The 24362-nt window shown below is 60.0% G+C and carries 27 protein-coding genes; 17 read left to right on the forward strand and 10 right to left on the reverse strand.

All coding sequences use genetic code 11. From position 1 onward, the window contains the following. Nucleotides 1-103 precede the first annotated feature (103 nt). The gene (locus tag QO231_RS04185) at nt 104-2341 is read left to right on the forward strand and encodes a transglycosylase domain-containing protein (RefSeq protein ID WP_316773614.1); all 2238 of its coding nucleotides are present in this window, start codon (nt 104-106) and stop codon (nt 2339-2341) included. A gap of 12 nt (nt 2342-2353) precedes the next feature. Here the strand turns inward: QO231_RS04185 and QO231_RS04190 are convergent, their stop codons facing one another. Together QO231_RS04190 and QO231_RS04195 are read right to left on the reverse strand one after the other, a co-directional pair. Beyond that, nucleotides 2354-2962 (reverse strand): MlaC/ttg2D family ABC transporter substrate-binding protein, encoded by a 609-nt coding sequence (locus tag QO231_RS04190; RefSeq protein WP_316773616.1) that lies wholly within the window; start codon nt 2960-2962, stop codon nt 2354-2356. Then, complete coding sequence (locus QO231_RS04195) at nt 2952-3746, reverse strand: MlaA family lipoprotein (protein WP_394356563.1); 795 nt, start codon at nt 3744-3746, stop codon at nt 2952-2954. Before QO231_RS04195 ends, QO231_RS04190 begins: the two co-directional genes overlap by 11 nt. Before the next feature lie 192 nt (nt 3747-3938). Between QO231_RS04195 and QO231_RS04200 the strand changes: the two genes are divergently transcribed. The 6 genes from QO231_RS04200 (at nt 3939) to QO231_RS04225 (ending at nt 9781) form a co-directional block, all read left to right on the forward strand. After that, nucleotides 3939-5663 carry a type I secretion system permease/ATPase gene (locus tag QO231_RS04200; protein ID WP_316773618.1) on the forward strand — a complete coding sequence of 575 codons (1725 nt, stop codon included), beginning with the start codon at nt 3939-3941 and terminating at the stop codon, nt 5661-5663. Then, the gene (locus tag QO231_RS04205; protein ID WP_316773620.1) at nt 5660-6961 is read left to right on the forward strand and encodes an HlyD family type I secretion periplasmic adaptor subunit; all 1302 of its coding nucleotides are present in this window, start codon (nt 5660-5662) and stop codon (nt 6959-6961) included. Before QO231_RS04200 ends, QO231_RS04205 begins: the two co-directional genes overlap by 4 nt. A gap of 71 nt (nt 6962-7032) precedes the next feature. After that, the gene (locus tag QO231_RS04210; protein ID WP_316773622.1) at nt 7033-7491 is read left to right on the forward strand and encodes a RidA family protein; all 459 of its coding nucleotides are present in this window, start codon (nt 7033-7035) and stop codon (nt 7489-7491) included. Continuing rightward, the gene (locus tag QO231_RS04215) at nt 7488-8258 is read left to right on the forward strand and encodes a glycerophosphodiester phosphodiesterase family protein (RefSeq protein WP_316773624.1); all 771 of its coding nucleotides are present in this window, start codon (nt 7488-7490) and stop codon (nt 8256-8258) included. Before QO231_RS04210 ends, QO231_RS04215 begins: the two co-directional genes overlap by 4 nt. 45 nt (nt 8259-8303) lie before the next feature. Continuing rightward, a complete protein-coding gene (locus tag QO231_RS04220; protein WP_316773626.1) occupies nt 8304-9491 on the forward strand; it encodes a GNAT family N-acetyltransferase in 1188 nt (395 codons plus the stop codon). Continuing rightward, nucleotides 9488-9781, forward strand: a complete 294-nt coding sequence (locus QO231_RS04225; protein WP_316773627.1) for a 4a-hydroxytetrahydrobiopterin dehydratase — start codon at nt 9488-9490, stop codon at nt 9779-9781. The genes QO231_RS04220 and QO231_RS04225 overlap by 4 nt, the downstream gene beginning before the upstream one ends. Before the next feature lie 219 nt (nt 9782-10000). On the opposite strand, the gene QO231_RS04230 is transcribed toward QO231_RS04225, so the two are convergent. Further along, nucleotides 10001-10489, reverse strand: a complete 489-nt coding sequence (locus tag QO231_RS04230) for a peroxiredoxin (RefSeq protein ID WP_316773628.1) — start codon at nt 10487-10489, stop codon at nt 10001-10003. A gap of 93 nt (nt 10490-10582) precedes the next feature. On the opposite strand from QO231_RS04230, the gene QO231_RS04235 reads away from it, so the two are divergent. Together QO231_RS04235 and rsmD are read left to right on the forward strand one after the other, a co-directional pair. Then, a complete protein-coding gene (locus tag QO231_RS04235) occupies nt 10583-11794 on the forward strand; it encodes an NAD(P)/FAD-dependent oxidoreductase (protein ID WP_316773630.1) in 1212 nt (403 codons plus the stop codon). Beyond that, complete coding sequence (gene rsmD / locus QO231_RS04240; RefSeq protein WP_316773632.1) at nt 11791-12348, forward strand: 16S rRNA (guanine(966)-N(2))-methyltransferase RsmD; 558 nt, start codon at nt 11791-11793, stop codon at nt 12346-12348. Before QO231_RS04235 ends, rsmD begins: the two co-directional genes overlap by 4 nt. Here rsmD and map read toward each other — a convergent pair whose 3' ends face one another. Further along, nucleotides 12349-13176 carry a type I methionyl aminopeptidase gene (gene map, locus QO231_RS04245; RefSeq protein WP_316773634.1) on the reverse strand — a complete coding sequence of 276 codons (828 nt, stop codon included), beginning with the start codon at nt 13174-13176 and terminating at the stop codon, nt 12349-12351. It abuts the gene before it with no gap. Nucleotides 13177-13230: 54 nt separating this feature from the next. Then, nucleotides 13231-13935, reverse strand: coding sequence for a DNA/RNA nuclease SfsA (sfsA, locus tag QO231_RS04250; protein WP_316773636.1), 705 nt, complete (start codon nt 13933-13935; stop codon nt 13231-13233). Nucleotides 13936-13983: 48 nt separating this feature from the next. Here sfsA and QO231_RS04255 point away from each other — a divergent pair, with 48 nt between their 5' ends. The 4 genes from QO231_RS04255 to QO231_RS04270 all read left to right on the forward strand — a co-directional run bounded on the left by QO231_RS04255 (nt 13984) and on the right by QO231_RS04270 (nt 16933). Then, nucleotides 13984-14706 (forward strand): competence/damage-inducible protein A, encoded by a 723-nt coding sequence (locus QO231_RS04255; RefSeq protein ID WP_316773637.1) that lies wholly within the window; start codon nt 13984-13986, stop codon nt 14704-14706. Further along, nucleotides 14703-15440, forward strand: coding sequence for a GNAT family N-acetyltransferase (locus tag QO231_RS04260; RefSeq protein WP_316773639.1), 738 nt, complete (start codon nt 14703-14705; stop codon nt 15438-15440). Before QO231_RS04255 ends, QO231_RS04260 begins: the two co-directional genes overlap by 4 nt. A 6-nt stretch (nt 15441-15446) precedes the next feature. Continuing rightward, nucleotides 15447-16019 carry a peroxidase-related enzyme gene (locus tag QO231_RS04265; RefSeq protein ID WP_316773641.1) on the forward strand — a complete coding sequence of 191 codons (573 nt, stop codon included), beginning with the start codon at nt 15447-15449 and terminating at the stop codon, nt 16017-16019. 71 nt (nt 16020-16090) lie between these two features. Further along, entirely contained in the window at nt 16091-16933 is an 843-nt protein-coding gene (locus QO231_RS04270; protein WP_316773643.1) for an OmpA family protein, read from the forward strand. Nucleotides 16934-17007: 74 nt separating this feature from the next. Here the strand turns inward: QO231_RS04270 and QO231_RS04275 are convergent, their stop codons facing one another. Beyond that, nucleotides 17008-17913, reverse strand: coding sequence for a LysR family transcriptional regulator (locus tag QO231_RS04275; RefSeq protein ID WP_316773645.1), 906 nt, complete (start codon nt 17911-17913; stop codon nt 17008-17010). Between the two features lie 252 nt (nt 17914-18165). Here QO231_RS04275 and QO231_RS04280 point away from each other — a divergent pair, with 252 nt between their 5' ends. Beyond that, nucleotides 18166-18606 (forward strand): DUF4399 domain-containing protein, encoded by a 441-nt coding sequence (locus QO231_RS04280; protein ID WP_316773647.1) that lies wholly within the window; start codon nt 18166-18168, stop codon nt 18604-18606. Nucleotides 18607-18619: 13 nt separating this feature from the next. Here QO231_RS04280 and QO231_RS04285 read toward each other — a convergent pair whose 3' ends face one another. Then, nucleotides 18620-19294 carry an ArsR/SmtB family transcription factor gene (locus tag QO231_RS04285; protein ID WP_316773650.1) on the reverse strand — a complete coding sequence of 225 codons (675 nt, stop codon included), beginning with the start codon at nt 19292-19294 and terminating at the stop codon, nt 18620-18622. Nucleotides 19295-19366: 72 nt separating this feature from the next. On the opposite strand from QO231_RS04285, the gene QO231_RS04290 reads away from it, so the two are divergent. Beyond that, the gene (locus QO231_RS04290) at nt 19367-19690 is read left to right on the forward strand and encodes an NIPSNAP family protein (protein ID WP_316773652.1); all 324 of its coding nucleotides are present in this window, start codon (nt 19367-19369) and stop codon (nt 19688-19690) included. Further along, complete coding sequence (locus QO231_RS04295; protein WP_316773654.1) at nt 19687-20034, forward strand: antibiotic biosynthesis monooxygenase family protein; 348 nt, start codon at nt 19687-19689, stop codon at nt 20032-20034. The genes QO231_RS04290 and QO231_RS04295 overlap by 4 nt, the downstream gene beginning before the upstream one ends. Here QO231_RS04295 and QO231_RS04300 read toward each other — a convergent pair. Then, nucleotides 20031-22058 carry an NADPH-dependent 2,4-dienoyl-CoA reductase gene (locus QO231_RS04300; RefSeq protein WP_316773655.1) on the reverse strand — a complete coding sequence of 676 codons (2028 nt, stop codon included), beginning with the start codon at nt 22056-22058 and terminating at the stop codon, nt 20031-20033. The two genes, QO231_RS04295 and QO231_RS04300, sit on opposite strands and share 4 nt — an antisense overlap. Nucleotides 22059-22184: 126 nt before the next feature. On the opposite strand from QO231_RS04300, the gene QO231_RS04305 reads away from it, so the two are divergent. After that, entirely contained in the window at nt 22185-22667 is a 483-nt protein-coding gene (locus tag QO231_RS04305) for an RNA pyrophosphohydrolase (protein ID WP_316773657.1), read from the forward strand. Between the two features lie 6 nt (nt 22668-22673). Here the strand turns inward: QO231_RS04305 and QO231_RS04310 are convergent, their stop codons facing one another. Together QO231_RS04310 and QO231_RS04315 are read right to left on the reverse strand one after the other, a co-directional pair. After that, nucleotides 22674-23678, reverse strand: a complete 1005-nt coding sequence (locus QO231_RS04310) for an aldo/keto reductase (protein ID WP_316773658.1) — start codon at nt 23676-23678, stop codon at nt 22674-22676. 81 nt (nt 23679-23759) lie between these two features. Then, nucleotides 23760-24362: a GNAT family N-acetyltransferase gene (locus QO231_RS04315; protein WP_316773659.1), complete on the reverse strand. Its 603-nt coding sequence runs from the start codon at nt 24360-24362 to the stop codon at nt 23760-23762.

Below are 24362 nucleotides of genomic sequence, written 5' to 3' on the forward strand. Positions count from 1 at the left end.
GCAGGCAGTTCAGAAAGCCAGCGTTGCGGGCAATGGAAGGCTCTACAAACCGCTTCCGGCACTGTAGTGTCGCTTCAAATACAAAGGCCGAGCAGGGCTGAGCATGACCAACAAATCTCCTCGCAAGCCACCATTGGTGGCCGACAAGCGGTATACGTCCGGGTCGCGAAAGACCCGAAAGCCGTCTGTGACCAAGACACGGAAGACACCTCAAAAGGCCAAGCCGGCCCCCCGCAAGCGTAAGACGACACGCCGCAAGGCAAGTGGCGGCGGAGGCCTCATCGGATTCTTTCGTCGGTTGATCGGCTGGTTCCTGCGTCTGATCTGGGCGATCACCTGGCGCGTTGGTTCGGTCGTCAGTCTCATCATCGCGCTGTGGGTCGGCTATATCTATACGACGCTGCCGGACGTAACCGAGTTGCTTGACGGTCGCGCGCGGGGCTCAGTGACGATGCTGGACCGCAATGGCGATGTCTTTGCGTGGCGCGGCGACCAGTTTGGCGGCGTCATCACCACCGACACCGTATCGCCCAACATCAAGAACGCCATCGTCGCAACTGAGGACAAGAGGTTCTATCGCCATTTCGGAGTCAGCCCGCGCGGCATCGCGAGTGCGGTGCGGATCAATCTGAGTGAAGGGCGCGGGCCGCTGTCGGGCCATGGTGGATCGACCATTACGCAGCAATCCGCCAAGTTGCTGTGCCTGGGTGATCCCTATGACCCGGATTCGGGGATGTCCGAGGCGGAGTATGAATCCGACTGTCGCCGGGGCACGCTACAGCGCAAGATCAAGGAAGCGGTCTTTGCGCTGGCAATGGAGGTCAAATACACCAAGGATGAGATCCTGACGATCTACATGAATCGGGCCTTTCTGGGCGCGGGTGCGCGCGGGTTCGAGGCGGCGAGTCAGCGCTATTTCGGAAAGTCTGCGTCCAATGTCTCGCCCGCCGAGGCGGCGATGTTGGCCGGACTTCTCGTGGCCCCGACGCGCTATGCGCCAACCAACAGCCTGACTCGGTCGCAAAACCGCGCAACGGTCATCGTCGGTCTGATGGAAGATCAGGGCTATCTTAGTGCTGCAGAGGCACGGGGCGCACGCGATCATCCGGCACAGCTTTCGGAAGCCGCCGCAGAACGTGCTGGTGGTTACTTTGCCGACTGGGTCATGTCCGCCGGACCCGAGTATTTTACCCGCAACACCACCGAAGACGTCATCATTCGCACCACTCTGGACCGCCGCCTGCAAGCAGCCGCAGAAGACGCGATGCAATATGTATTCGAGAACAAGGTTCGCCAAGGCTCCAAGGCAGAGGCCGCTATCGTGGTCATGTCGGCGGACGGCGCGGTACGTGCCATTGTCGGTGGCCGCGAAACCAAGGTTGTCGGCGCATTCAACCGGGCTGTTCAGGCCAAGAGACAAACCGGCTCGGCGTTCAAGCCCTTTGTCTACGGGGCGGCGCTTGACCTTGGTTACTCTCCGCTGGACACGGTGATCGATGAACCGTTCTGCATGAATATTCCCGGCTCCGGGCAATGGTGCCCCAAGAACTATACGAACAATTTCAAGGGGCGTGTGACCCTCGCGGATGCGCTGAAGGATTCGCTCAACATCCCTGCGGTCAAGGTCTCGGAGAAAGTCGGGCGTGAACTTGTCCGGCAGGTGGCCAGCCAGTTCGGCCTCGAAAGCGATCTCGCGGCGGGCCCGGCTCTGGCCTTGGGTGCGTCCGAAAGCACGCTGATCGAAATGACGGGCGCCTACGCCGGAATACTGAACGGTGGCTCTGCCGTGACACCCTATGGGTTGACAGAGTTGAAGCTCCTCGGCGAGAGCGAGCCGCTCATGGGCACAGAAGGCGGGATTGGCGAACGGGTGATTCAGACCCAGGCCGCAGAAGAACTGATCTGGATGATGGAAAAGGTGGTGTCCGAAGGCTCTGGCCGACGCGCAAGGCTCCCCGATTGGCAGGCCGCCGGAAAAACCGGCACCACGCAGGCCGCGCGTGATGCCTGGTTTATTGGTTTCACCTCGCAATATGTTGCGGGGGTGTGGATGGGATATGATGACAACACGCCCCTCAGCGGCGTCACCGGAGGCGGCCTTCCCGCAGAGATATGGCACGAGACCATGGTGCGGGTTCATGAGGGGCTGGAGCCAACACCCTTGCCGATGCGTGGCCCCACCGGGCCGGTGGAGAACTGGGATGGCGGCACCCCCGACAATCGTTCAGGCGGGACCGGCCTCGGCGGCGTTGTAGACAAGGTGCTGCGCGATATCTTTGGCGGCGGAGGAAACCGCAACAACAGCGGCAACCAAAACCCACAAGGTTCCGGCGACCGATAGCCGAGGGCTAACCTATCCCAGCCTGGACAGATCCGCCGTCAGCTGGTCGATGTTGCCCTTGCGTTTGTCGAGCATCGCGCCAATTTCCGTACGTTCGGTCAGCAGCAGGTTCACGCCCTCGATGAACATGTTGAAGAACTTTTCGCGGCCCGACTTGTCGGAGACCAGGAACGTCACTTCGAACGGCGCTTCGCCTCTCAGTTTGGCGATACTGCGTATCTCGTAGCCACTCTTGATCTTGCGCGTTGATGTAACCTCGACGCTGCCACCGATGAATTCGCGGAACCGTTTGCCGTATTTGCGCGAGATGTAGCCCTGAAACGCCTTGGTAAAGGCATTCAACTGCGCTTTGCTTGCACTGCGGGCGTCATTGCCAAGCGCATAGCGTGCCATGATCGGCACGTCGGCATATCTAACGAAGAGTTGCTCGAAACTCCGCAACATCGCGCTTTCGGATTTACCTGATGCGATGACAGCGTTGATCTCGCCGACAAGCTGGTCGACAAGTTTCTTGGCCCCCGCCTCGGTCAGGGCAAAGGCGGGCATCGGAAGGGCAGCAAGACCGGCAAAGGCGACGGCCGATCCCAGAAAGCTGCGGCGGATCAAGTGTTTATTCGGCATAGGGGTCTGCATATGGATCCTCGTATGGGTCGGTGTCGGATGTCGCATAGGGGTCAACATAGGTATCCCCACTGTTACCTTCCAGTTCAAAGCGACGATTCTGCAAGTAGATCACGCGCGCAACCGCATAGCTGTCGGCACTCTCGTACAGGATCGAATCGATGGTATCCGAGTATCTTCCCCGTGCGCTGAGCCGTTCCAGAGCATTCGCATAAAAGCCGACATTGTCGATCGGCCGTGTCGGTGCAAAGGTCAGCGGGTTGGTGAAAAAGTCAACAAAGACGCCAACCGAATCGCGTTGCGTCGAGGGGCCAAAGAACGGAAGCTCGACATAGGCCCCTTCGCCAACGCCCCAAACCGCAAGCGTCGCGCCGAAATCGGTCTCTGTAACGGGGATGCCGAACTCCGACGCCGGATCCGCCAGCCCGCCAAATCCGATCGTCGTGTTCATCAGGAACCTGCCGACCGATATGACCGCCTGCTTCAAATCGCCCTGCAGCAAGTAGTTGGCGGCATCGCCCGGCTCGGACAGGTTGGCGGCAAAACTGTTGAAGCTGTCTTCGATCGGATCGGGAATGAAATTCGAATAACCCTTTGATGCAGGTCGGAAAAACAGCTTGTCTACGCCAAGGTTGAACTTATGGACTGCCCGGTTGTTCTGTTCATAGGGATCGAACGGAACGGCGCTGTTTCGCTCATTGGGGTCACGAACCGTACAGGCTGTTGTCATCAACAGGCCAAGACAGGCAGCAATCATAGTCGGTGCGCGTAAGGGCAGGGTCATGAAAATCTTGTCCGTCTTCGGTGTGAGGTAATTCAATGGGGCAACTCACTAATGCAAACAGGAATGGTTCACACTCGCTCCAACTTCACTTAATGAAAATGTGGCAGTTTGGGAACAGCCCATGTAAGCGCTGCGCATGATCGCGCCGCCCTTGGGTAGAGCCGGGCACCAAAAGAACAGGGCAATTTCACGATGACGCCAAAGCCAGGTCGCGACGAACTTCGCAATGCGCGGCGCCAGGGGCGCACGCTCTATTGGGTTGTCGGAATCTTCAGCTTTTTTGCAAACCTGCTGATGCTGACCGGACCCCTGTACATGCTGCAGGTCTACGACCGTGTTCTTGGCAGCCGATCCGAAGAAACGCTGGTCGCCCTGTCGCTGTTGGTCGCGTTTCTCTACGGCGTCATGGGCATCCTCGACTATAGCCGCGGGCGTATCATGGCGCGCGTCGGGGCGCGGTTTCAATCGGCGCTGGATCATCGTGTCTTTGATGCGATGGTGCGCCGCTCCGCGATTTCGTCGGACGCATCCGCACAGACCGGTCTCGCCGATCTGGAATCGGTCCAGCGACTGATCTCGTCACCGGTGTTAATGGCTGTCTTTGACCTGCCATGGACACCCGTTTTTCTCGCCGGAATCACATTGTTTCATCCGTGGCTGGGCATGCTTGCCCTGGGTGGCGGCGCACTTCTCATCATGATCACCCTGCTGAACCAGTTGTTCTCTCGGGGTCCCTTGATGAAGGCCAACTCTGCGACACACCGCGCTTCGATGCTGTCCGACGAGATTCGCAACGAAGCCGAGATGATCCAGAGCATGGGAATGCGCGGCGCTGCATTCGATCGGTGGCAAACTGCGCGCGAAGCTTCGCTTGTCGAGAGCATCGGCGCAAATGACGTGGGCGGCACCTTTACGTCAATGACCAAGACGCTCCGCCTGTTTCTGCAATCGGCGATGCTGGGACTTGGTGCCTATCTGGTCCTGCAGAACGAAGTCACGGCGGGCGCGATGATCGCCGCCTCAATCCTGCTGGGCCGGGCGCTGGCGCCGATCGAAATGGCAATTGGCCAATGGCCGCTGGTTCAGCGTGCATCCAAGGGCTGGGACAGCCTCGCCGAACTGCTGGAAAAGGTGCCACCCGAAACGCAGCGCACCGAATTGCCCAAACCCAAGGCCGCGCTGGATATTCAGGCGCTGACAATCGTGCCGCCCGGAGAAACCCGCGCATCCCTGAAATCGGTAAGTTTCCGTGTCGAACCCGGACAGGCTGTCGGGGTGATCGGCTCGTCGGGGTCGGGCAAATCCACGCTGGCGCGCGCGTTGACCGGAGTCTGGCGGCCAGCAGGCGGAACCATCCGGCTGGACGGTGCCTCGCTGGATCAATACACACCGGACGATCTGGGGCGCTACATCGGTTACCTTCCACAGCGGGTTCAGTTGTTCGACGGCACTATCGCCGCAAACATTGCCCGCCTCAGCGGCGCGCCCGACAGCGCGGCCGTCGTGGAGGCCGCCAAGAAGGCCGCCGCGCATGACATGATCGTCAAACTGCCCGACGGCTATGATACGCGCGTCGCGGCAGGTGGCGGGCGTCTGTCGGGAGGGCAGATGCAGCGCATCGCCCTGGCACGTGCGCTCTATGGCAATCCGGTGATCGTCATCCTGGACGAGCCGAATTCCAACCTGGACAACGAAGGATCAATGGCGCTGAACAAGGCAATCCGCGACCACAAGGCCGAGGGTGGATCGGTTCTGATCATGGCACACCGTCCGGCCGCCATTCAGGAGTGTGATACACTGCTGGTGATGGACAACGGCACCCGCGCCGCCTTTGGTCCGAAAGACAAGGTTCTCAAGGAGATGGTCGCCAACCACGAGCAGTTGAAAAAGTCATCTTCCATGGGAGGTGTCCAATGAGCGTGAACAGTTGGTCCGCCCGCAAGCCTGTCCTCTTTGGCCTATTCGGACTCCTGCTACTGGTGGGTGGCTTCGGCACCTGGTCTGTCGTGTCAAACATCGCGGGCGCGATCATCGCTCCGGGTCGGCTTGAGGTCGATCGCAACCGCCAGGTCGTGCAACATCCAGATGGTGGTGTCGTTTCCGAGATTCTCGTCGATGAAGGCGACACCGTGGCCGAGGGCGCTGTGCTGATCCGTCTCGATTCCAAACTGCTGACGTCGGACCTCTTGATCGCCGAAGGGCAGCTCTTCGAACTCATGGCGCGGCGCGGCCGGCTCGAGGCGGAACGTGACGGCGCGGAAACGATAAGCTTTGACCCGATGCTGATCGAAGCGGCGGAACAGCGTCCGGAAGTCGCCGGGCTCATTCAGGGACAGGAGCGCCTGTTCACCGCGCGGCAGGATTCGGTCGCACGCGAGTCGGAACAATTGGAGAAACGCCGGGGTCAGATCCTCGATCAAATCACGGGTATCAAGGCACAACAGGACTCACTGCAAAGACAGGTTGTTCTGATCGCCAAGGAACTCGAAAGCCAACAGTCCTTGCTGGACCGCGGCCTCGCGCAGGCGGGAACGGTTCTGAATCTTGAACGAACCGCTGCCGATCTGGATGGAACGCTGGGAGAGCTGATTGCATCGGAGGCACAGGCCGAGGGCCGTATCACCGAAATCGATATCGAGGTGCTAAAGCTCGGTACGAGACAACGCGAAGACGCAATCACCCGTCTGCGCGATCTTCAGTACCGTGAACTCGAACTCGCTGAACAGCGCAGATCCCTGCTCGAACGGCTGGCCCGGCTCGACATCACCGCACCGGTTTCGGGCATTGTCTATGACCTGCAGGTTCAGACACCGCGTTCGGTCATCCGCTCTGCCGACCCGGTGCTCTACCTCGTGCCGCAGGACCGCCCGCTGGTCATTGCCGCGCGTGTGGAACCTATTCACATCGACAAGATCTTTGTCGGTCAACCGGTCACACTTCGTTTTTCTGCCCTGGATCAGCGAGAAACGCCCGAATTGTACGGCACGGTCACGCAGGTTTCAGCGGATGCGTTTGAAGATTCCAAGAGCCAGATTTCATTCTATCGCGCCGAGATCATGCTGGAAGAAGGCGAACAGGACAAGCTCCCCGAGGGCACCGTCCTGATCCCAGGAATGCCCGTCGAGACATTTATCCGCACCGACGCCCGGACACCGCTGGCCTATCTGGTCAAACCGCTGGCCGACTATTTCACCAAGGCCTTCCGCGAATCCTGACTTGGGGCTTTTCGGCGGGCCGGAACCCGGTTAGCGTCCGCGCGAAACCACGACTCCTGAGGGGATCAGATATGAGCATCGAAGACAAACTGGCCGAACTGGGTGTGACATTGCCGAATGCACCGGCACCGGCTGCGAATTACGTTCCGTTCGTGCAAATCGGCGATATCGTGTATATCTCCGGTCAGATTTCCAACGACGCAAACGGCCTGATCGTCGGCAAACTGGGCGACACGATGGAACTCGACGCGGGGGTTGCTGCGGCAAGATCCTGCGCGATCAGCCTTCTGGCCCAGGTCAAGGCCGCCTGCGGCGGCGATATCGGCCGGCTGGAGCGGGTGATCAAGCTGACGGCCTTCGTGAACTCGACTGACGATTTCACGGACCAACCCAAGGTGGTGAACGGCGCGTCAGACTTCCTTGTGGAAGTATTGGGCGATGCCGGACGGCACACCCGTTCGGCGGTCTCTGCGGCATCACTGCCACTGGGTGTCGCAGTCGAGATCGAAGGCATCTTTCAGGTCAAATGACGCCGCGCTTGCCCACGGCGTTCCTGACCGCGGCAATTGCGCATCGCGCGCTGCACGACATTTCGCAAAGGCGCCCCGAGAACAGCCGCGCCGCGATCCGCGCGGCTGTGGCGGCAGGGTACGGCATCGAAATCGACCTGCAATTGACGGCCGATGCACAGGCGTTGGTTTTTCACGACTATGACCTGACTCGGCTGACCGACAAAACCGGCCCGGTGAGGCAATTGACGGCGGCTGAAACGCGCCAGATTTCGCTAAAGCACGGCGACGGAGAGACCATCCCGACGCTGCCGGAAGTCGTGGACATCGTGGCTGGCCAGGTACCCCTGCTGATCGAAATCAAGGATCAGGACGGGGGCATGGGCCCCGATATCGGCCCGCTTGAACGGGCGACGGCGGCGGCTCTGCGCGGCTATCGCGGGCCGGTTGCGGTCATGTCGTTCAATCCGCACAGCGTTGATAGAATGGCCGAATTGGTACCCGAGTTGCCCCGTGGCCTGGTAACTTGCGGTTTTGACCCCGCCGAATGGCCCCTGCCCGTCACAACCTGCGAACGGTTGCGGGAGGTTCCCGATTTTGATGCCGCCAAGGCCAGCTTCATCAGTCATGACAAAGACGATCTGGCCAGTCCGCGTGTTGCGGAACTGCGCGAAGCCGGCGCGCCCGTTCTCTGCTGGACAATACGATCGCCCATTGACGAGGCAGAAGCCCGCCGGTTCGCCGATAATGTGACCTTTGAAGGCTATCTGCCACCGCTTCCGGGTTGATCGAGCGCCTGACAAGACCAGATACTACTCAGGCACGAGGACAAGATGGATCAGGCACAGATCGAGATTCAGGTGATCGGCTCTCTGTCGCAAATTGCGCCAGAAGAGTGGGACAGTTGCGCCGGTCCCGAAGCCGCCGATGGCGGGCGACCGATTGATCCGTTCACGACGCACCGGTTCCTGTCTGTGCTCGAGGACTCGGGCTCGGTCGGTCGGGGAACGGGCTGGCAACCGCAATACCTGACCGCCTATCTGGACGGAATGCTGATAGGCTGCGCGCCCCTGTATGCCAAATCGCATTCGCAGGGCGAATACATCTTTGATCACAACTGGGCGCACGGATACGAGCGTGCCGGTGGGGATTATTATCCCAAACTCCAGATCGCGGTTCCGCACACACCCGCAACCGGGAGACGGTTTCTCGTGCGGCCCGGTTACGAAGAGATTGGTCAATCGGCGCTGGTTCAGGGAGCGGTGCAATTGACCGCAGACAATCGGTTGTCATCGCTGCACGTCACCTTTTGCACTGAACAGGAGGCTGCCGCCGGTGAGAAAATGGGACTGATGTCGCGCGCGAGCCAGCAGTTTCATTGGCTGAACCACGACTATGCTGACTTTGGCGATTTTCTGGCCAGCCTGTCATCGCGCAAACGCAAGAATATCCGTAAGGAACGTGCGCAGGCCAATGACTTTGGCGGCAGCGTCCATGTGTTGACCGGGGATGAGATCGAGTCCGAGCATTGGGACGCGTTCTGGGTGTTCTACCAGGATACCGGCGCGCGCAAATGGGGCACACCCTATCTGACCCGCCGATTCTTCGATCTTGCACAAGACCAGCTGCGGGATGATCTTGCTTTGGTATTGGCCAAGCGAGATGATCGCTGGATCGCGGGCGCATTGAATGTGATCGGTCGGGATACGTTATTTGGCCGATACTGGGGTTGCATCGAACATCACCCCTGCCTGCACTTTGAACTGTGCTATTATCGGGCAATCGACATCGCCATCGCGCGAGGCATGAAACGAGTCGAAGCAGGTGCGCAAGGAGAGCACAAGCTGGCGCGAGGCTATCTACCGACCCAGACCCATAGTCTGCATTGGGTCGCGGATCCCGGGTTTGCCGAGGCAATTGCCAACTACCTCAGGGCCGAACGCGAAGCGGTTGAGGAAGAGATCGAAGTGCTGACGGAGTACGGCCCGTTCAGAAAGCCACAAGTGGAGGAACAGCAATGACCGAGAAACTGTCTGACGAGGCACGGGGACCATTGCTGGACCCGCTCTTCAAAACGGGCTGGGCGCCTGTGGATGGTCGCGATGCGATCGAAAAGACCTTTGTCTTCAATAATTTCATCGACGCCTTTGGCTGGATGACACGGGTCGCGATCTGGGCGGAAAAGTGGGATCACCACCCGGAATGGAACAATGTCTACAAGACTGTCAACGTGGTGTTGACGACGCATGATGTCGATGGGCTGAGCGCGCAAGATGCCAAACTGGCCCGTAAGATGGACAGTCTTGTGTAGGGCATCGCCGTGGCCGCGGGTTCGGTCACATATCCCGTTTGCGTATTGATGCCGCCGGGTATCGCGCCTGCATCAAGACCGACCAAATCCGGAACAGCACGAAACAGGTTCATCGTGGTGTCGTCGGTTGTTCGAAACGATTTCGCAGATATTGCGGACTTGCGCGACGGGATGGGCATGGCGATCATCAGGATTTCAATCCTGATGATCGCCACCGTCCTACATCGAAGCGAGCAGTCCCTCGCCACCAGAAACTTCGCATACGCCAGGGTTTTCCTCGGCCTGAAGAACCGTCACGGACCCGTCTTCGACCAGCATCGCATAGCGGCGCGACCGGGCAATCAACCCGGCGGGCGGCGCATCAAAATCCATGCCGATTGCCTTGGTGAAAGTGCTTTCCGGATCGGACAGCATGGTCAGGCCCGCCGCCTCCGCCCCGGTTGCATCGCCCCAGGCTTTCATCACGAAGGGATCGTTGACGGACACGCAAATGATCTCGTCGACCCCCTTACCATCGAATTCGGATTTGGTGCGGATAAAGCTCGGCACATGCGCGGAGTGACAGGTTGGGGTAAAGGCGCCGGGAACCGCAAAAATCACGACCTTGCGCCCCTTGATCTTGTCCGCGAGCGAGACCGTTTCAGGCCCCTCGGCACCCATCGTGACCAGTGTCGCGTCGGGCAGTTTCTCTCCGGTTGAAATCGTCATGTTGCGTCCCTTTCTGAAAATTTGTTTGCGCCAATGGCACAATTAGGATTTGTGAGCATCGGGACAACCACTTTCAAGGGGCGATGTCGATAGATGAGCCATATCATTGTGATCGGAGCCGGACAGGCCGGCGCCTCGTTGGTGGCAAAACTGCGCAACAGCGGGTTTGATGGCGACCTGACCCTGATCGGTGCCGAACCTGTTCCCCCCTATCAGCGACCGCCATTGAGCAAGGCCTATCTTCTGGGCGAAATGGAGCTTGAGCGCCTGTTTCTGCGACCCGAGAGCTTCTATACGGATCAGAACATCGCGCTGCGCAAGGGCAAGGCCGTGACCGCCATCGATCCGGCGGAAAAAACGGTGACGGTGGGTGACGAGGTGATCCGCTATGATCAACTGGCGCTGACAACAGGTTCGGAGCCCCGGCGGTTGCCCGCAGCGATCGGCGGCGATCTGGATGGCGTGCACGTGGTGCGTACCCTGTCGGATGTCGATGCAATGTCGAGTGCAGTCACCCAAGGTGCGCGCGCGTTGATTGTGGGCGGCGGGTATATCGGGCTTGAGGCGGCCGCGGTCGCGGCCAAGCGCGGTGTAAGGGTCACGCTTGTGGAAATGGCAGAGCGAATTCTGCAGCGGGTGGCCGCGCCGCAAACCAGCGACTATTTTCGTGCGCTGCATACGGCCCATGGTGTCGAGATTCGAGAAGGCATCGGGCTTGATCACCTGATCGGTGAGGAGGGCAAGGTCACCGGGGCGGTGCTGAGCGATGGCAGCGAAATTGACCTTGATTTCGTGATTGTCGGTGTCGGCATCACGCCCTCGACCGCGCTGGCAGAGATGGCTGGCCTGACCATCGACAACGGCATTGCCGTCGACGAACTTGGCCGCACGTCTGATCCCGCAATCTGGGCCGCTGGCGATTGTGCATCCTTTCCTTATGCCGGCGGACGGCTCCGGCTGGAAAGCGTGCCAAACGCCATTGATCAGGCCGAATGCGTGGCCGCGAACATACTCGGCGCGGCAACGCCCTATGTGCCCAAGCCGTGGTTCTGGTCGGATCAATACGATGTGAAACTGCAGATTGCCGGTTTAAACACGGGGTATGATCGGGTCGTCACGCGCACGGGCGACAAGGGCGCAGTGTCGTTCTGGTATTTCGCCGGCAACACGCTGCTTGCCGTTGACGCCATGACTGATCCGCGCGGATACATGATAGGCAAGCGCCTGATCGAGGCGGGGAAGTCTCCGGCGCCAGAGGCGATCGCCGACCCCGGGACCGATCTGAAATCGCTGCTGCGCGCGTGAGGATCATCGCGGGGCGATTTCGTGGCCGGGCGCTGGCGTCGGTCGGCAAGGGCGACAGTGCCGCGCATCTGCGTCCGACCACAGACCGGGTGCGCGAAAGCCTGTTCAACGTGCTGGCGCATCGCCATGATTTAGAGGGTGCACGGGTGCTGGACCTCTTTGCTGGGACCGGAGCGTTGGGGCTCGAGGCCCTGTCGCGCGGCGCGGCGCATGTCACCTTTGTCGACGATGGGCGCGTCGCCGGGCAACTCATCCGCAAGAACATCGATCTCATGGACAGTCAGCTACAGACCCACCTCATTCGCCGCGATGCCACCCGTCTGCCCTCCTGCCCCGGAGAACCTTGCGATCTGGTGTTTCTCGACCCTCCCTACGGCATGGCCCTTGGTCAGCGCGCCTTGTCCACGGTCACCGAGGCGGGCTGGGTTGCCCATGATGCCCTTGTCGTCTGGGAAGAAAACGCGCCGATGCCGGCACCGGTGGGGTTCGGATTGATCGATAGCCGCAAGTACGGCGACACACACATCACGCTCATGCTGGCATCAGGCCGCTGATCAAGCCTCGTAGGTCGGGTGAAAGCGCCCTGCGGGCGACAACGTGAAGATTTCAAAACCATCCCCGGTCACGCCGACCGAATGCTCGAACTGTGCAGACAGGGATTTGTCCCGCGTGACTGCTGTCCAGTCATCGGCGAGGGTCTTGGTTTCCGGCCGACCCAGATTGACCATCGGTTCGATGGTAAAGAACATGCCTTCTTCCAGGATTGCACCGGTTCCGGGGCGACCATAGTGCAGCACATTGGGCGGCGCGTGAAACACCCGGCCCAGCCCATGACCGCAAAAGTCGCGCACAACGCTCATGCGGTGCGCCTCGACATAGGTCTGGATCGCGTGGCCGATGTCACCAAAGGTGTTGCCCGGTTTGACAACCTCGATACCCTTCATCAGCGCATCATGGGTCACCTGGATCAAACGATCGGCCTTGCGCGGCAGTTTGCCTGCGACATACATCCGGCTGGTGTCGCCAAACCAGCCATCGACGATCACCGTGACGTCGATATTGATGATATCGCCATCCTTGAGCTTCTTGTCGCCGGGAATGCCGTGACACACCACGTGGTTGACCGAAATACAGCTGGCGTGCTCGTAGCCCTTGTACCCGATCGTGGCAGATTTCGCGCCTGCATCCTCGACCATCTTGGTGATCGCCGCATCGATGGCACCGGTGGTTTGACCGACAAACACATGGTCGCAAATGTCGTCCAGGATGCGCGCGGCCAAGGTGCCAGCAGCGTGCATTCCGGCAAAATCTGCGGGGTCATAAATTCGAATGCCATCCTTGGTCAGACGGCCGCGAAGTTCATTGTTCACCGATGACTCCATATTCGTTGTCTTCCCATATACTTAAAGCCTCAGGCGCAAAAGTTCCAGTGGGGCTCAAAACACAGAAGCGACAGGTTGGCCCAACTCCACCCCCTGCGTGGTGATCCGCGAGCCAAAGCACAGGGTTTCAACGCCACGATCACGGGCGGCCTGATAGGCCGCCGCATATCCCGGGTCAATATCGCGTGCCAGATCAAACCCCGTGCAATCGGTGCGCTGGATCAGGTACAGCATCACCCCCCGATGGCCCTGTTCAGCGACCCGCGCCAGTTCCTCAAGGTGTTTGGCACCGCGTTTGGTTACGGAATCCGGGAACTCGGCCAGCCCCGGCTGGCGACACAATGTCACGCTCTTGACTTCGACATATGCGTCGGGAAGGCCCGGTTGGCTCAACAGGAAGTCAATTCGGCTCGCCTCGCCATACTTGACCTCGGGGCGAACGGTTTCATACGCCGCCAGCCCGGCCACCTGTCTTTCTTCGAGAGCGGCGCGCAGCGCGCGGTTTGGAACCGAGGTATCCACGCCGGTAAAATGCCCGTTCTCGTGATCCACCAGCCGCCAGCCGAATTTCAGTTTCTTGCGAGGGTCGTCGTTTGGCTCCAGCCAGACCTTCTGACCCGGCGTCGCCAGTCCCATCATCGAACCGGGGTTCGCGCAATGCGCGGTGATTTCACGGCCATCCCCGAGCCTGCAATCGGCGAGAAACCGTTTGTAGCGGCGGATCAGCCTGGCGGGGACGAGAGGGGTTTCAAAGCGCATGGCCAAGGGCCTATACCTGCGAGAGAAACCATTCAAGCGAGGCATGTCATGGCAAATCCAACCGCCGCGATGCTGGTGATCGGGGATGAAATCCTGTCAGGACGCACACGCGATTCAAACATGCATTTTCTGGCTGGCGAACTGACCAAGAACGGAATCGACCTGAAACAGGTGCGTGTCGTCAGCGATGATCGGGTTGCGATCATCGATGCGGCGCGCGCATTGTCCGACACCCATGATGTCGTGTTCACCAGCGGTGGCATCGGGCCGACCCATGATGATATCACGGCCGATTGCATCGCGGCAGCCTTTGACGCTCCGATTGACGTCCGCGACGATGCCCGGAAAATCCTCGAGGACCATTACCAGAAGAGCGGGCATAGGTTGAATGCCGCCCGCCTGCGCATGGCTCGGATCCCGGACGGGGCCACCCTGATTGACAATCCGGTGTCACGCGCCCCGGGGTTTACCATCAGTAATGTTCACGTGATGGCAGGCGTTCCACAGGTCTTTCAGGCGATGGTCGCCAGTGTCCTGCCAACCCTGACCGGCGGTGCTCCGTTGATGAGCCAGAGCCTGCAGGTGTTTCGCGGCGAAGGTGACATTGCCGAAACGCTGTCGCAATTTGCAGAGCGCTACGCGGACCTGTCGATTGGCTGCTATCCGTTTCAGAAAGACGGGGCCTTTGGCGCGAATATCGTCATCCGCGGGCAGGATGGCACGCGGGTGGACGCCGCAATGACCGAATTGGCCAGGGCGCTCGCGCTATGAATGCACCCCTGCCATCCTGGTACGATGTGATTGACGGCACCTGGCCTGCCGCCAGCTACCGGCACCACGGGGTCTGGACCCTGCGCGAAGGATGCGGCGGCGGCAGCCGCGTGTCGGCGACAACGCTGGCCAAACCGGACGCTGACTTTACCGAGGCCGACATCGACAGCGCGGAAACCGCGATGCTGGACATGGGGCAGTCCCGCATTTTCATGATCCGCAAGGGCGAGACCGTTCTGGACCAGCACCTTGCCCAACGCGGCTATGCGCTCAAGGACCCGGTCACGATCTATGTGTGCCCCCCCGCACAAATGATGGATGAGCCGATCCCCCGCGTCACCGTTTTTTCCCTCTGGGAGCCGCTGGCCATCATGCGTGAAATCTGGGCCGCTGGCGGGATCGGGGCGTCTCGGCTCGCGATCATGGATCGCGCCCGCGGACCCAAGACCAGTTTCCTGTGTCGCCACAAGGACAAGCCCGCCGGGGCCGCCTATGCCGCGTTTCATGATGGCGTCGTGATGGTCCATGCGATTGAAATCCTGGCTCACCAACGGCGCTGCGGCATGGGTCGCTGGGTGATGCGCGCCGCTGCCTTCTGGGCCGACGAACAGGGTGCCGAAACCCTGTCGGTCATGTGCACGGTCGAGAACACGGCGGCCAACGCGCTCTACACTTCCCTCGGCATGCGGCCTGTGGGACAGTACCATTATCGACACCTCCCAGATGGAGCCTGATGCCAAGTGACAAATGAAACCCCGCCGACCGCCCTTGACCTTCCAATGGTCGATCCATTGCCCGAGGCGACACAGAAGTACTTTGATATCTGCCTCGAGAAACTGGGAATGATCCCCAACGTCTTGAAGGCCAATGCCTTTGATATCGACAAACTCAACGCGTTCACCGGCATGTACAACGACCTGATGCTGGCCGATAGCGGCCTGAGCAAGCTCGAGCGGGAAATGATCGCCGTGGTCGTGTCTTCGATCAACCACTGCTTTTATTGCCTCGTTGCCCATGGCGCGGCGGTGCGGCAATTGTCCGGCGACCCGAAACTGGGCGAAATGCTGGTGATGAACTACCGCGTTGCACCGCTCGAACCGCGCCAACGGGGGATGCTCGATTTCGCGGCCAAGATGACAACTGCCAGCGCCACGATCGAGGAAACCGATCGCCAGGCCCTGCGGGATCTGGGTTTCAGCGATCGCGATATCTGGGACATTGCAAATGTCACCGGCTTCTTCAACATGTCCAATCGGGTCGCGAGTGCCACTGCAATGCACCCGAATGACGAGTACCATTCACAGTTCAGATGATGAGCCGACTTGCATTCAGCACCCTTTTGTCGCTGATACCTGTTTTTTGTCAGGCTCAGGATCTGACACTGATGCCAGCGGCTCGGCAACTCTCGGAACGGGTAAGCCCGCTTGACAGCTACGAGCTGCCGACGGGAATCTTTGCCGATGGAACTATCCCGGTGCGCCGGTTCGAGGGGCGCGTCGAGCGCAAGACCTTTCGGATCAACGGCGCATCGGCGACGACGCTGCAGCTCCTGACTCCATTGCGCGAACAATTGGAATCGATGGGCTATGACCTGATCTACCAATGCGAGGACCGCACCTGCGGCGGGTTTGATTTCCGCTTTGGAACAGAGGTCGTCCCTGCACCGGACATGCACGTCGATATTCGAAACTACCGTTTCCTGTCAGCCGTTCTGGAACCTGACACCGCCATCAGCGTTCTGGTCAGCCGAAGCGGAAGTGCCGCTTACATTCAGATCATCCGCGTGTCGCCCTCCGATGCGCAGAACAGCATACAAGCAACAACACCCGAGGCGAGCGTTGCGACCACCGAGGATTTGGCACTGGCGCTACAGCGTGACGGACACGTGGTTCTGCGCGATCTTGAATTTGACAGCGGTGCTGGGGCGTTGCTGCCCGGCCCCCACGAAACGCTCGACCAACTCGCCAAATATCTGAGCGATCATCCCGATCAACGTATTGCACTGGTCGGACACACAGACAGTACCGGGGCACTTGCGACGAATATTGCATTGTCCAAACGACGCGCAGCTGCCGTCCGAACGCGCCTGATCGATAGTCTTGATGTCGATCCTTCCCGCATCGATGCCGAGGGCAACGGCTATCTGGCACCTGTTGCTTCCAACCTGACACCTCAGGGGCGAGAGGCCAATCGCCGGGTTGAAGCGATCCTGCTGCCAGCACGCTAGCGGTCCAGCGACGCTTGTGTGGTTACGATCCCAACTGGACGAGGGTGGCTGGCCCCGATTGCGCGAAGCCGATCCTACCAGTCGGTCGGACCTTTTTCGGCAAAGGCATGAACCAGAAAGTCGATGAACGCACGGACCTTGGGCTGGGTAAAGCGACCCGGAGGATAAACCGCATAGATGCCCTGTGTCTCAACCGGCAAAGACGGCATTGCATCTTCGACCAGCCCCGACTGCAACGCCTCGGAATAGAGGAAGCTGGGCAGGTAAGCGATCCCGAGCCCCGAAATCGCGGCGTTCAAAAGGGATTGACCGTCGTTGACACTGAGCCAGCCAGCGGTGCGGACCTGTCGCTTTTCACCCGAAGGGGCCGTCAGCCGCCAGACATTGCCGCTGGACTGGTTCGAGTAGTGCAGCAGCTTGTGTTCGTTCAGGTCATCGATTTTCTGCGGTCGCCCGTATTTCTCGAAATAGGACGGCGCGGCGATCATGCGCTTGGTGGTTTCCGTCAGCTTGCGTGCTCGCAAAGTGCTGTCTTCGAGCTCTCCGATCCGCACGGCCATGTCGAAGCCTTCGGAGATCAGTTCCACATAGCGGTTGTTCAGCACCATGTTGACCGTGATGTCGGGGAAATCCGCAAGGAACTCTGACAGAACCGGTGACAGATGATTGACACCAAAATCGGTGGCAACACTGATCCGCAACAATCCCGAGGGAGCGGATTGCATCGACGTCACCAATGCATCAGCCTCGCCTGCGTCGTTTAGCACACGGCGCGCCCGATCATAGTAGGCCAGTCCGATTTCCGTCGGGCTGACCCTGCGGGTCGTCCGGTTCAGAAGCCGTGCGCCCAACCGTGCCTCAAGGCTTGAGACATGTTTGGAAACAGCCGATTTCGAGATACCCATCTTCTTGGCAGCGTCCGTAAAGCCGCCTTGATCCACCACGTTGGCGAAGGCTTCCATTTCCGTCAATCGATCCATACGCAGTACCTCAAGAACTAATTCAGTTATGCAATCGGTATCCGTTCGAATCTGGGCAAGATCGCGGCGAGCGTGGGATAATATCAGGGTTTCATTGCCTATCGTTCTCGCTGGGGAAACGGCCCGGAGCGCGGAAATGGGCGATACTCGCATCTACAGAATATTGATTTTATTGATATTTTACCGGAGCCGTTGGAAATGTGGCAAGATCGTGCTACCTATTATGACAATTCTCAACAATTTGGTGCTGACATGAAACTCGCGCTTGCGACAGCCTTGGCCGCACTGATGGCCCTGCCCGCTCAGGTTGAGGGGCAAACCCCTTCCAACCCTGACGCGCGGCTCTATTTCGTAAATCTGTCGGATGGCGACACGGTGGCGTCTCCGGTCACGGTGAATTTTGGCCTATCGGGGATGGGCGTTGCACCAGCGGGTACAGAAATGGAGATGACCGGGCATCATCACCTGCTGATCGACCGCCCGCCATTGGGGCAAGGCGAAGATGGCGCGGACGAGTTGACCATCGGCCTGCCTTCGGATGAACATCACCGCCACTTTGGAGGTGGCCAGACCGAGGTCACGCTGGATTTGCCGGCAGGCCCGCATACGCTGCAACTGGTGCTGGGGGACGCGTCACATGTTCCTCATGCCGAACCGGTTGTTTCCGACGTGATCACCATCACCATAGATTAGGCGCCCCTCACTCTCAAAAGAGTGCGTTGAACTCCGAAAGTCCCCGATCCGAAAACTGCACGATCCGAGTGTCGGGAACCCGCCGCGCCCAGCCGAGTGTTTCGAACCGCGCCAGCATCGCACGCCCCAGCCGTCCGGCAAGATGCGATTGGCGCACGCTCCAGTCCAGACACTCGCGACACATCGGGGCTTTGCTGCGTGGCATGGCCTGCGCGCTGATGCCAAGTGCGGCCACGAAACGCTGCCCGGCCTCGGACAGATCCAGCCCTGTATCGCAAAACTCGAAATGCCCTTGGCGGCGCATCGCAGAAAACATCTGAACGCCCAGGTCGCCCGCGAGATGGTTGTAGCAGACCCGCGCAGTGCGGAGCGCCTGATCGCGCGGTCCCGTCCGGGTTCTCATGTGCCCCAGCCCTGCAGCGAGCCCCATCAACGCTTCAAGCGTCTGGGCGACATTGTCTCCGGACAGGGAGTAGTACCGGTGCCGGCCCTGCTTTTGCAGCTTCAACAACCCGGCGTCTTGCAATTTGTGCAGGTGCGAGCTTGCGGTTTGAGCGCTGACCCCGGCCTCGACCGCAAGTTCACCGGCGGTGAGCGCTTTGCCCGACATCAGGGCCGTCAACATGTTTGCGCGCGCAGGGTCGCCAATCAGCGATGCGATCGCGGTGAAATCCGGGCCTTCTCTCATAGTTCGACAGTAATCGAAGCATAGGGTGCATTCAATCGGCTATCCAAAGATCAGTTCACAAGGGAAACGCTCATGCTCACATGCATCATCAGATACCATATCGACCCGGCCAAAACCGATCAGTTTCGCCAATACGCCCGAAACTGGGGTCAGGCGATTCCCCGTTGCGGCGCGGATCTGGTGGGGTATTTCGCCCCGCACGAAGGTTCGTCCACCCGCGCATACGGCATCTACAACATCCCCAGCCTTGCCGCGTATGAAGCGTATCGTGCCCGTCTCAATGCCGATCCGCTGGGGCGCGAGAACTATGAATTTGCAAAAAAGGAACGGTTTCTGTTGCGTGAAGACCGGACTTGGCTGACTTTGGCGTCGGCACCTCACGGAGAAAAGTCATGATCGCCATCATCTTTGAAGTCGAGCCCGCCGACGGCATGAAGGACACATATCTCGACATCGCCGCCGAAATGCGCCCGCTGGCTGAACAGATCGACGGCTTTGTCTCGGTCGAGCGGTTCCAGAGCATAACCAACCCCGGCAAGTTGTTGTCACTGTCCCTGTTTCGCGACGAGGACGCGGTGCAGGAATGGCGCAGGCTGGCCGCGCATCGGCGGGCTCAGGCCAAGGGGCGCGGCGGGGTCTTTTCCGACTACCGCCTGCGCGTGACCCAGGTCATCCGCGACTATGGCATGACCGACCGCGACGAGGCCCCATCGGACAGCATCGCCGCGCACGATACCTAAAGCGCGGCGGCCAGGCGGGTGCCCTGATCGATCGCGCGCTTTGCGTCCAGTTCTGCGGCGACATCCGCGCCACCGATCACATGCGGCGTGACCCCACGCGCAATCAGCGCATCTGCCAGCGACCGTTCCGGAAGTTGCCCGGCACAGAGCACGATGGTATCCGCCTCGATCAGTGTCGGATTTTCCCTCGCTTCGCCAAAGGACACACGCAAGCCGTCTGCATCGATCGCCTCGTAGTTCACGCCACCGACAAACTGCACGCCTTTCATCTTGAGCGTCGCGCGATGAATCCAGCCGGTCGTCTTGCCAAGCCCTTTGCCGTGTTTGCTGGCCTTGCGTTGCAGCAGGGTAATCTGTCGCGCGGACGGATGCGGCTTTGGGCCCTCGGGGGCCAGACCGCTCCGATGCTCCGCCGGATCGGCAATGCCCCATTCTTCCATCCACAACGGCAGGCTCTCGGTGGGGCTGGTGCCTTCATGCGCGAGGTATTCGGATACATCAAAACCAATGCCACCCGCGCCGATGACCACCACGCGGCTGCCGACCTCTACCTTGCCCCGCAGCACGTCGATATAGTTGACCACATTCGGTGCATCCTGCCCCGGAATGCCCGGATCGCGCGGCGAAACCCCGGTGGCGATGATGATCTCGTCGAACCCGTCCAGATCGTCCGCCGTCACCTCGCGCCCCAACGCGGTCTTGATTCCGAGATCGGCCACCATCGTGCGATACCAGTCCACCAGTCCCCAGAATTCCTCTTTGCCCGGAACCTGTTTGGCCATGTTCAATTGCCCGCCAACCTCGTCCGCACGATCAAAAAGTGTCACGTCATGGCCCCGGTCTGCCGCCGTGATCGCCGTGGACAGCCCGGCCGGACCAGCCCCGACGATGGCCACCGTTTTGACCGTATCGGCCTTGGCAATCACCAGCTCGGTTTCATGACAGGCGCGCGGGTTGACCAGACAACTGGTCAGCTTGCCGCCGAAGGTGTGATCCAGACAGGCCTGGTTGCAGGCGATGCAGGGCGCAATGTGATCGCCCCGGCCCGCTGCCGCCTTGGCAACAAAATGCGCATCCGCCAGCATCGGCCGCGCCATCGACACCATGTCGGCGCAGCCGGTGGCCAGCACCTCTTCGGCAACTTCGGGTGTGTTGATGCGATTGGAGGTGATGACCGGGATCGAAACCTGGCCCATCAGTTTCTTGGTGACCCAGGCAAAGGCCGCGCGCGGCACCGATGTGGCAATCGTCGGGATACGCGCCTCGTGCCAGCCGATCCCGGTATTGATGATGCTCGCCCCGGCCTTTTCGATTTCCTGCGCCAGTTGCACGACCTCTGCATAGGTGGACCCATTGGGCACAAGATCGATCATCGAAAGGCGGTAGATGATGATGAAGTCGTCACCACAGACCTCCCGCGTCCGCCGCACGACCTCGATCGGCAAACGCATCCGGTTCTCGTAAGATCCGCCCCAGCGATCCGTGCGCTTGTTGGTGTGTGTGACGAGAAACTGGTTGAGGAAATACCCCTCGGAGCCCATGATCTCGACCCCGTCATACCCGGCCTCGCGCGACCTGCGCGCAGCTTCGACGATATCGGCGATCTGCTTCTCGATCCCCTCTTCGTCCAACTCGGTCGGGGGAAACGGCGAAATCGGCGATTTGACCGGGCTGGGTGCGACGCATTTTGGGCCATAGGCATAGCGGCCCGCGTGCAGGATCTGCATGCAAATCTTACCACCCGCCGCGTGGACCCGTTCGGTGATGACCGAATGGTTATCGATATCTTCCTGGGTGGTCATCATCGCGGCACCCGGCATAACCGACCCTTCAAGGTTCGGACCAATCCCGCCGGTGACCATCAACCCGACATCACCGCGTGCACGTTCGGCGTAAAATTCGGCCACACGGTTCCAGTCGCGGGTTTCTTCCAGACCCGTATGCATGGAGCCCATCAGAACGCGGTTCTTCAGAGTGGTAAAGCCCAGATCAAGCGGGGCAAGCAGGTTCGGATAGTCAGCCATGAGTGTCTCCCTTTTCGTCCTCAGCAATACCGCAGATACTAGGCAAGTCACGCGAAACGCCGCGTCAAACACTTGCGTCCGGATGCCGTACCGCTAGACAGGGAGCAGCATCGCAGGAGCCCTCACATGACCCCGGACGAGATCGCCGAACTGCCCTATCGCCAATGTGTCGGTATCATGTTGATAAATGCCGACGGCGATGTCTTTGTCGGCCAGCGCAATGACCGCCACGCCGAAGCCTGGCAAATGCCGCAGGGCGGTATCGACAAAGGCGAAGCGCCCCGCGAGGCCGCGTTGCGCGAGCTTTGGGAGGAAACCGGTGTCACCGCCGATCTGGTCGAGATCATTGCCGAGACCGACAACTGGCTGCCCTATGATCTGCCACACGACATCGTGCCCAAAATCTGGAAGGGCCGCTATCGCGGACAGGAGCAAAAATGGTTCCTGATGCGCTTTCACGGGCGCGATGATCAGATCAATGTCGAAACCGAGCATCCCGAATTCACGGTCTGGCGCTGGCAACCGGTGGATCAGCTTGTTGGCGCGATCGTGCCATTCAAACGCAAGGTCTATGAGCAGATCCTGCAGGCATTCGCCCCGAAACTGTAGCGCTTTCTAACAATATCGTTCCGGTCCGATCCACTGCGCGTCGGAATAGCGATCACCATGGGCCCATCCGACGGGCAGCACCGCGTCGATCCGGGCGAGGTCCTCCTCGCTCAGATACAGGTCCGCACCGGCCGCCAGTTCCTTGAGATGCGCCACGGAGCGTGTTCCGGGGATTGGAAGCACATGCTCCCCGCGCGTCAGCAGCCAGGCAATCGCAAGCGCGGCGGCCGATGTGCCCATCTCGGCGGCGAGCGCCCGAAACGGGGCGGTCGCGTCGATATTCGTCGAAAGGTTGGGCTCGATAAAGCGCGGATTGGTCTTGAGAAACGGCATGCCGGCAATGGCATCGGCGCGATGCGGCCTGTCGGTCAGCAACCCGCGGCCCACCGGGCTGAAGGCCACCAGCGTTGCGCCAAGCTCTGCACAGGTCTGGACAAGACCCAGTTCCGGAAAGCGCGTGGACAGGGAATATTCCGATTGTACCGCCGCGATCGGATGTATCGCCGATGCCCGGCGCAACGATGACGGTGCGATTTCGGAAAACCCGATGGCGCGGGTCTTTCCGGCCTTGACCAGCCCGGCGAGCGTTTCGGTCACATCTTCGATATCGATCCTGGAATCACGCCGGTGCACATAGAAAAGATCGACCGCCTCGACCCCTAGCCGTTTCAGACTGGCCTCGATCTCTTGCGTCAGATGTTCAGGTGAATTGTCGAAAATCGGGCGTCCGGTGTCCCTGTCGCGGGCGATACCGGCCTTTGTGGCGATGGTAAAACGCTCGCGCATCCCGCTGCCCCGCGCCGCCAGAAAGCTGCCGATGGAATTCTCGGACTTGCCCATGCCATAGATGTTCGACGTATCCAGATGGGAAATCCCAAACTCCAGCGCCGCATCCATGATCGCATGGGATTCACGCTCGTCCGTCGGGCCATAGAAATCAGCAAACGACATCGCACCGATGCCGATGGCGGACAGGGCAGGCCCATTTTTTCCAAGTGTGCAGCCTTGCATGTTCTATCCCCTCGGATTGCGATCAGTTGACGCAGCCAAGCAGCCCGACAAAACAATGTCCAGTCATGCGCGCGTCATTGTTCAATCTGTCGGAAACAGCGGCACATGGGTGCCCGCATCGCGTGGCACGACGCCAGTAAGGCGCGGGTCGTCCGCGATTTCGACCTGCTGTCGACGCGCCACAAAACCGCTGCCTTGGTAAAATCCGAGTGCCTGCGGAGAATCCAATGTGCAGGTATGCACGTGAAATCGGCTAATCGGGCGGGACCACGCCCGCGCAATCGCGTGATTCATCATGTAACGCCCCGCACCTTGCCCGATCAATTTGGAAGTCAGACCAAAAAACGCCAGTTCGCATTCATCAGATTGCCGAAAATCGAGTTCGACCATCCCCTGCGCGATTCCGTCCTGCATCAGGGCGTACAATTCGACATCCGGATCATGCAGGATCGCGCCAAGCGCCGCATCATCCAGTTCAAGCCGCGAAAACCAGAGCCAGTCCAGACCGCCGACCCGCATGAACAGATCACGATACCAGTCAGGCTCGGGCTGCTTCACACTCTGAAGTGTCGCCTCCTCCGGCATGCTGGCGGGCCGGGTCGTGACTTCTTCGCGCATTTCAAGATGCGTGACGACCGCGGCGACCTTGCCGGCAGGAATATCGTGAGACCCGTCCGTCAGCAA

Origin of the sequence: Sedimentitalea todarodis, assembly GCF_032595355.1 — a bacterium.
GTDB lineage: Bacteria > Pseudomonadota > Alphaproteobacteria > Rhodobacterales > Rhodobacteraceae > Sedimentitalea > Sedimentitalea todarodis.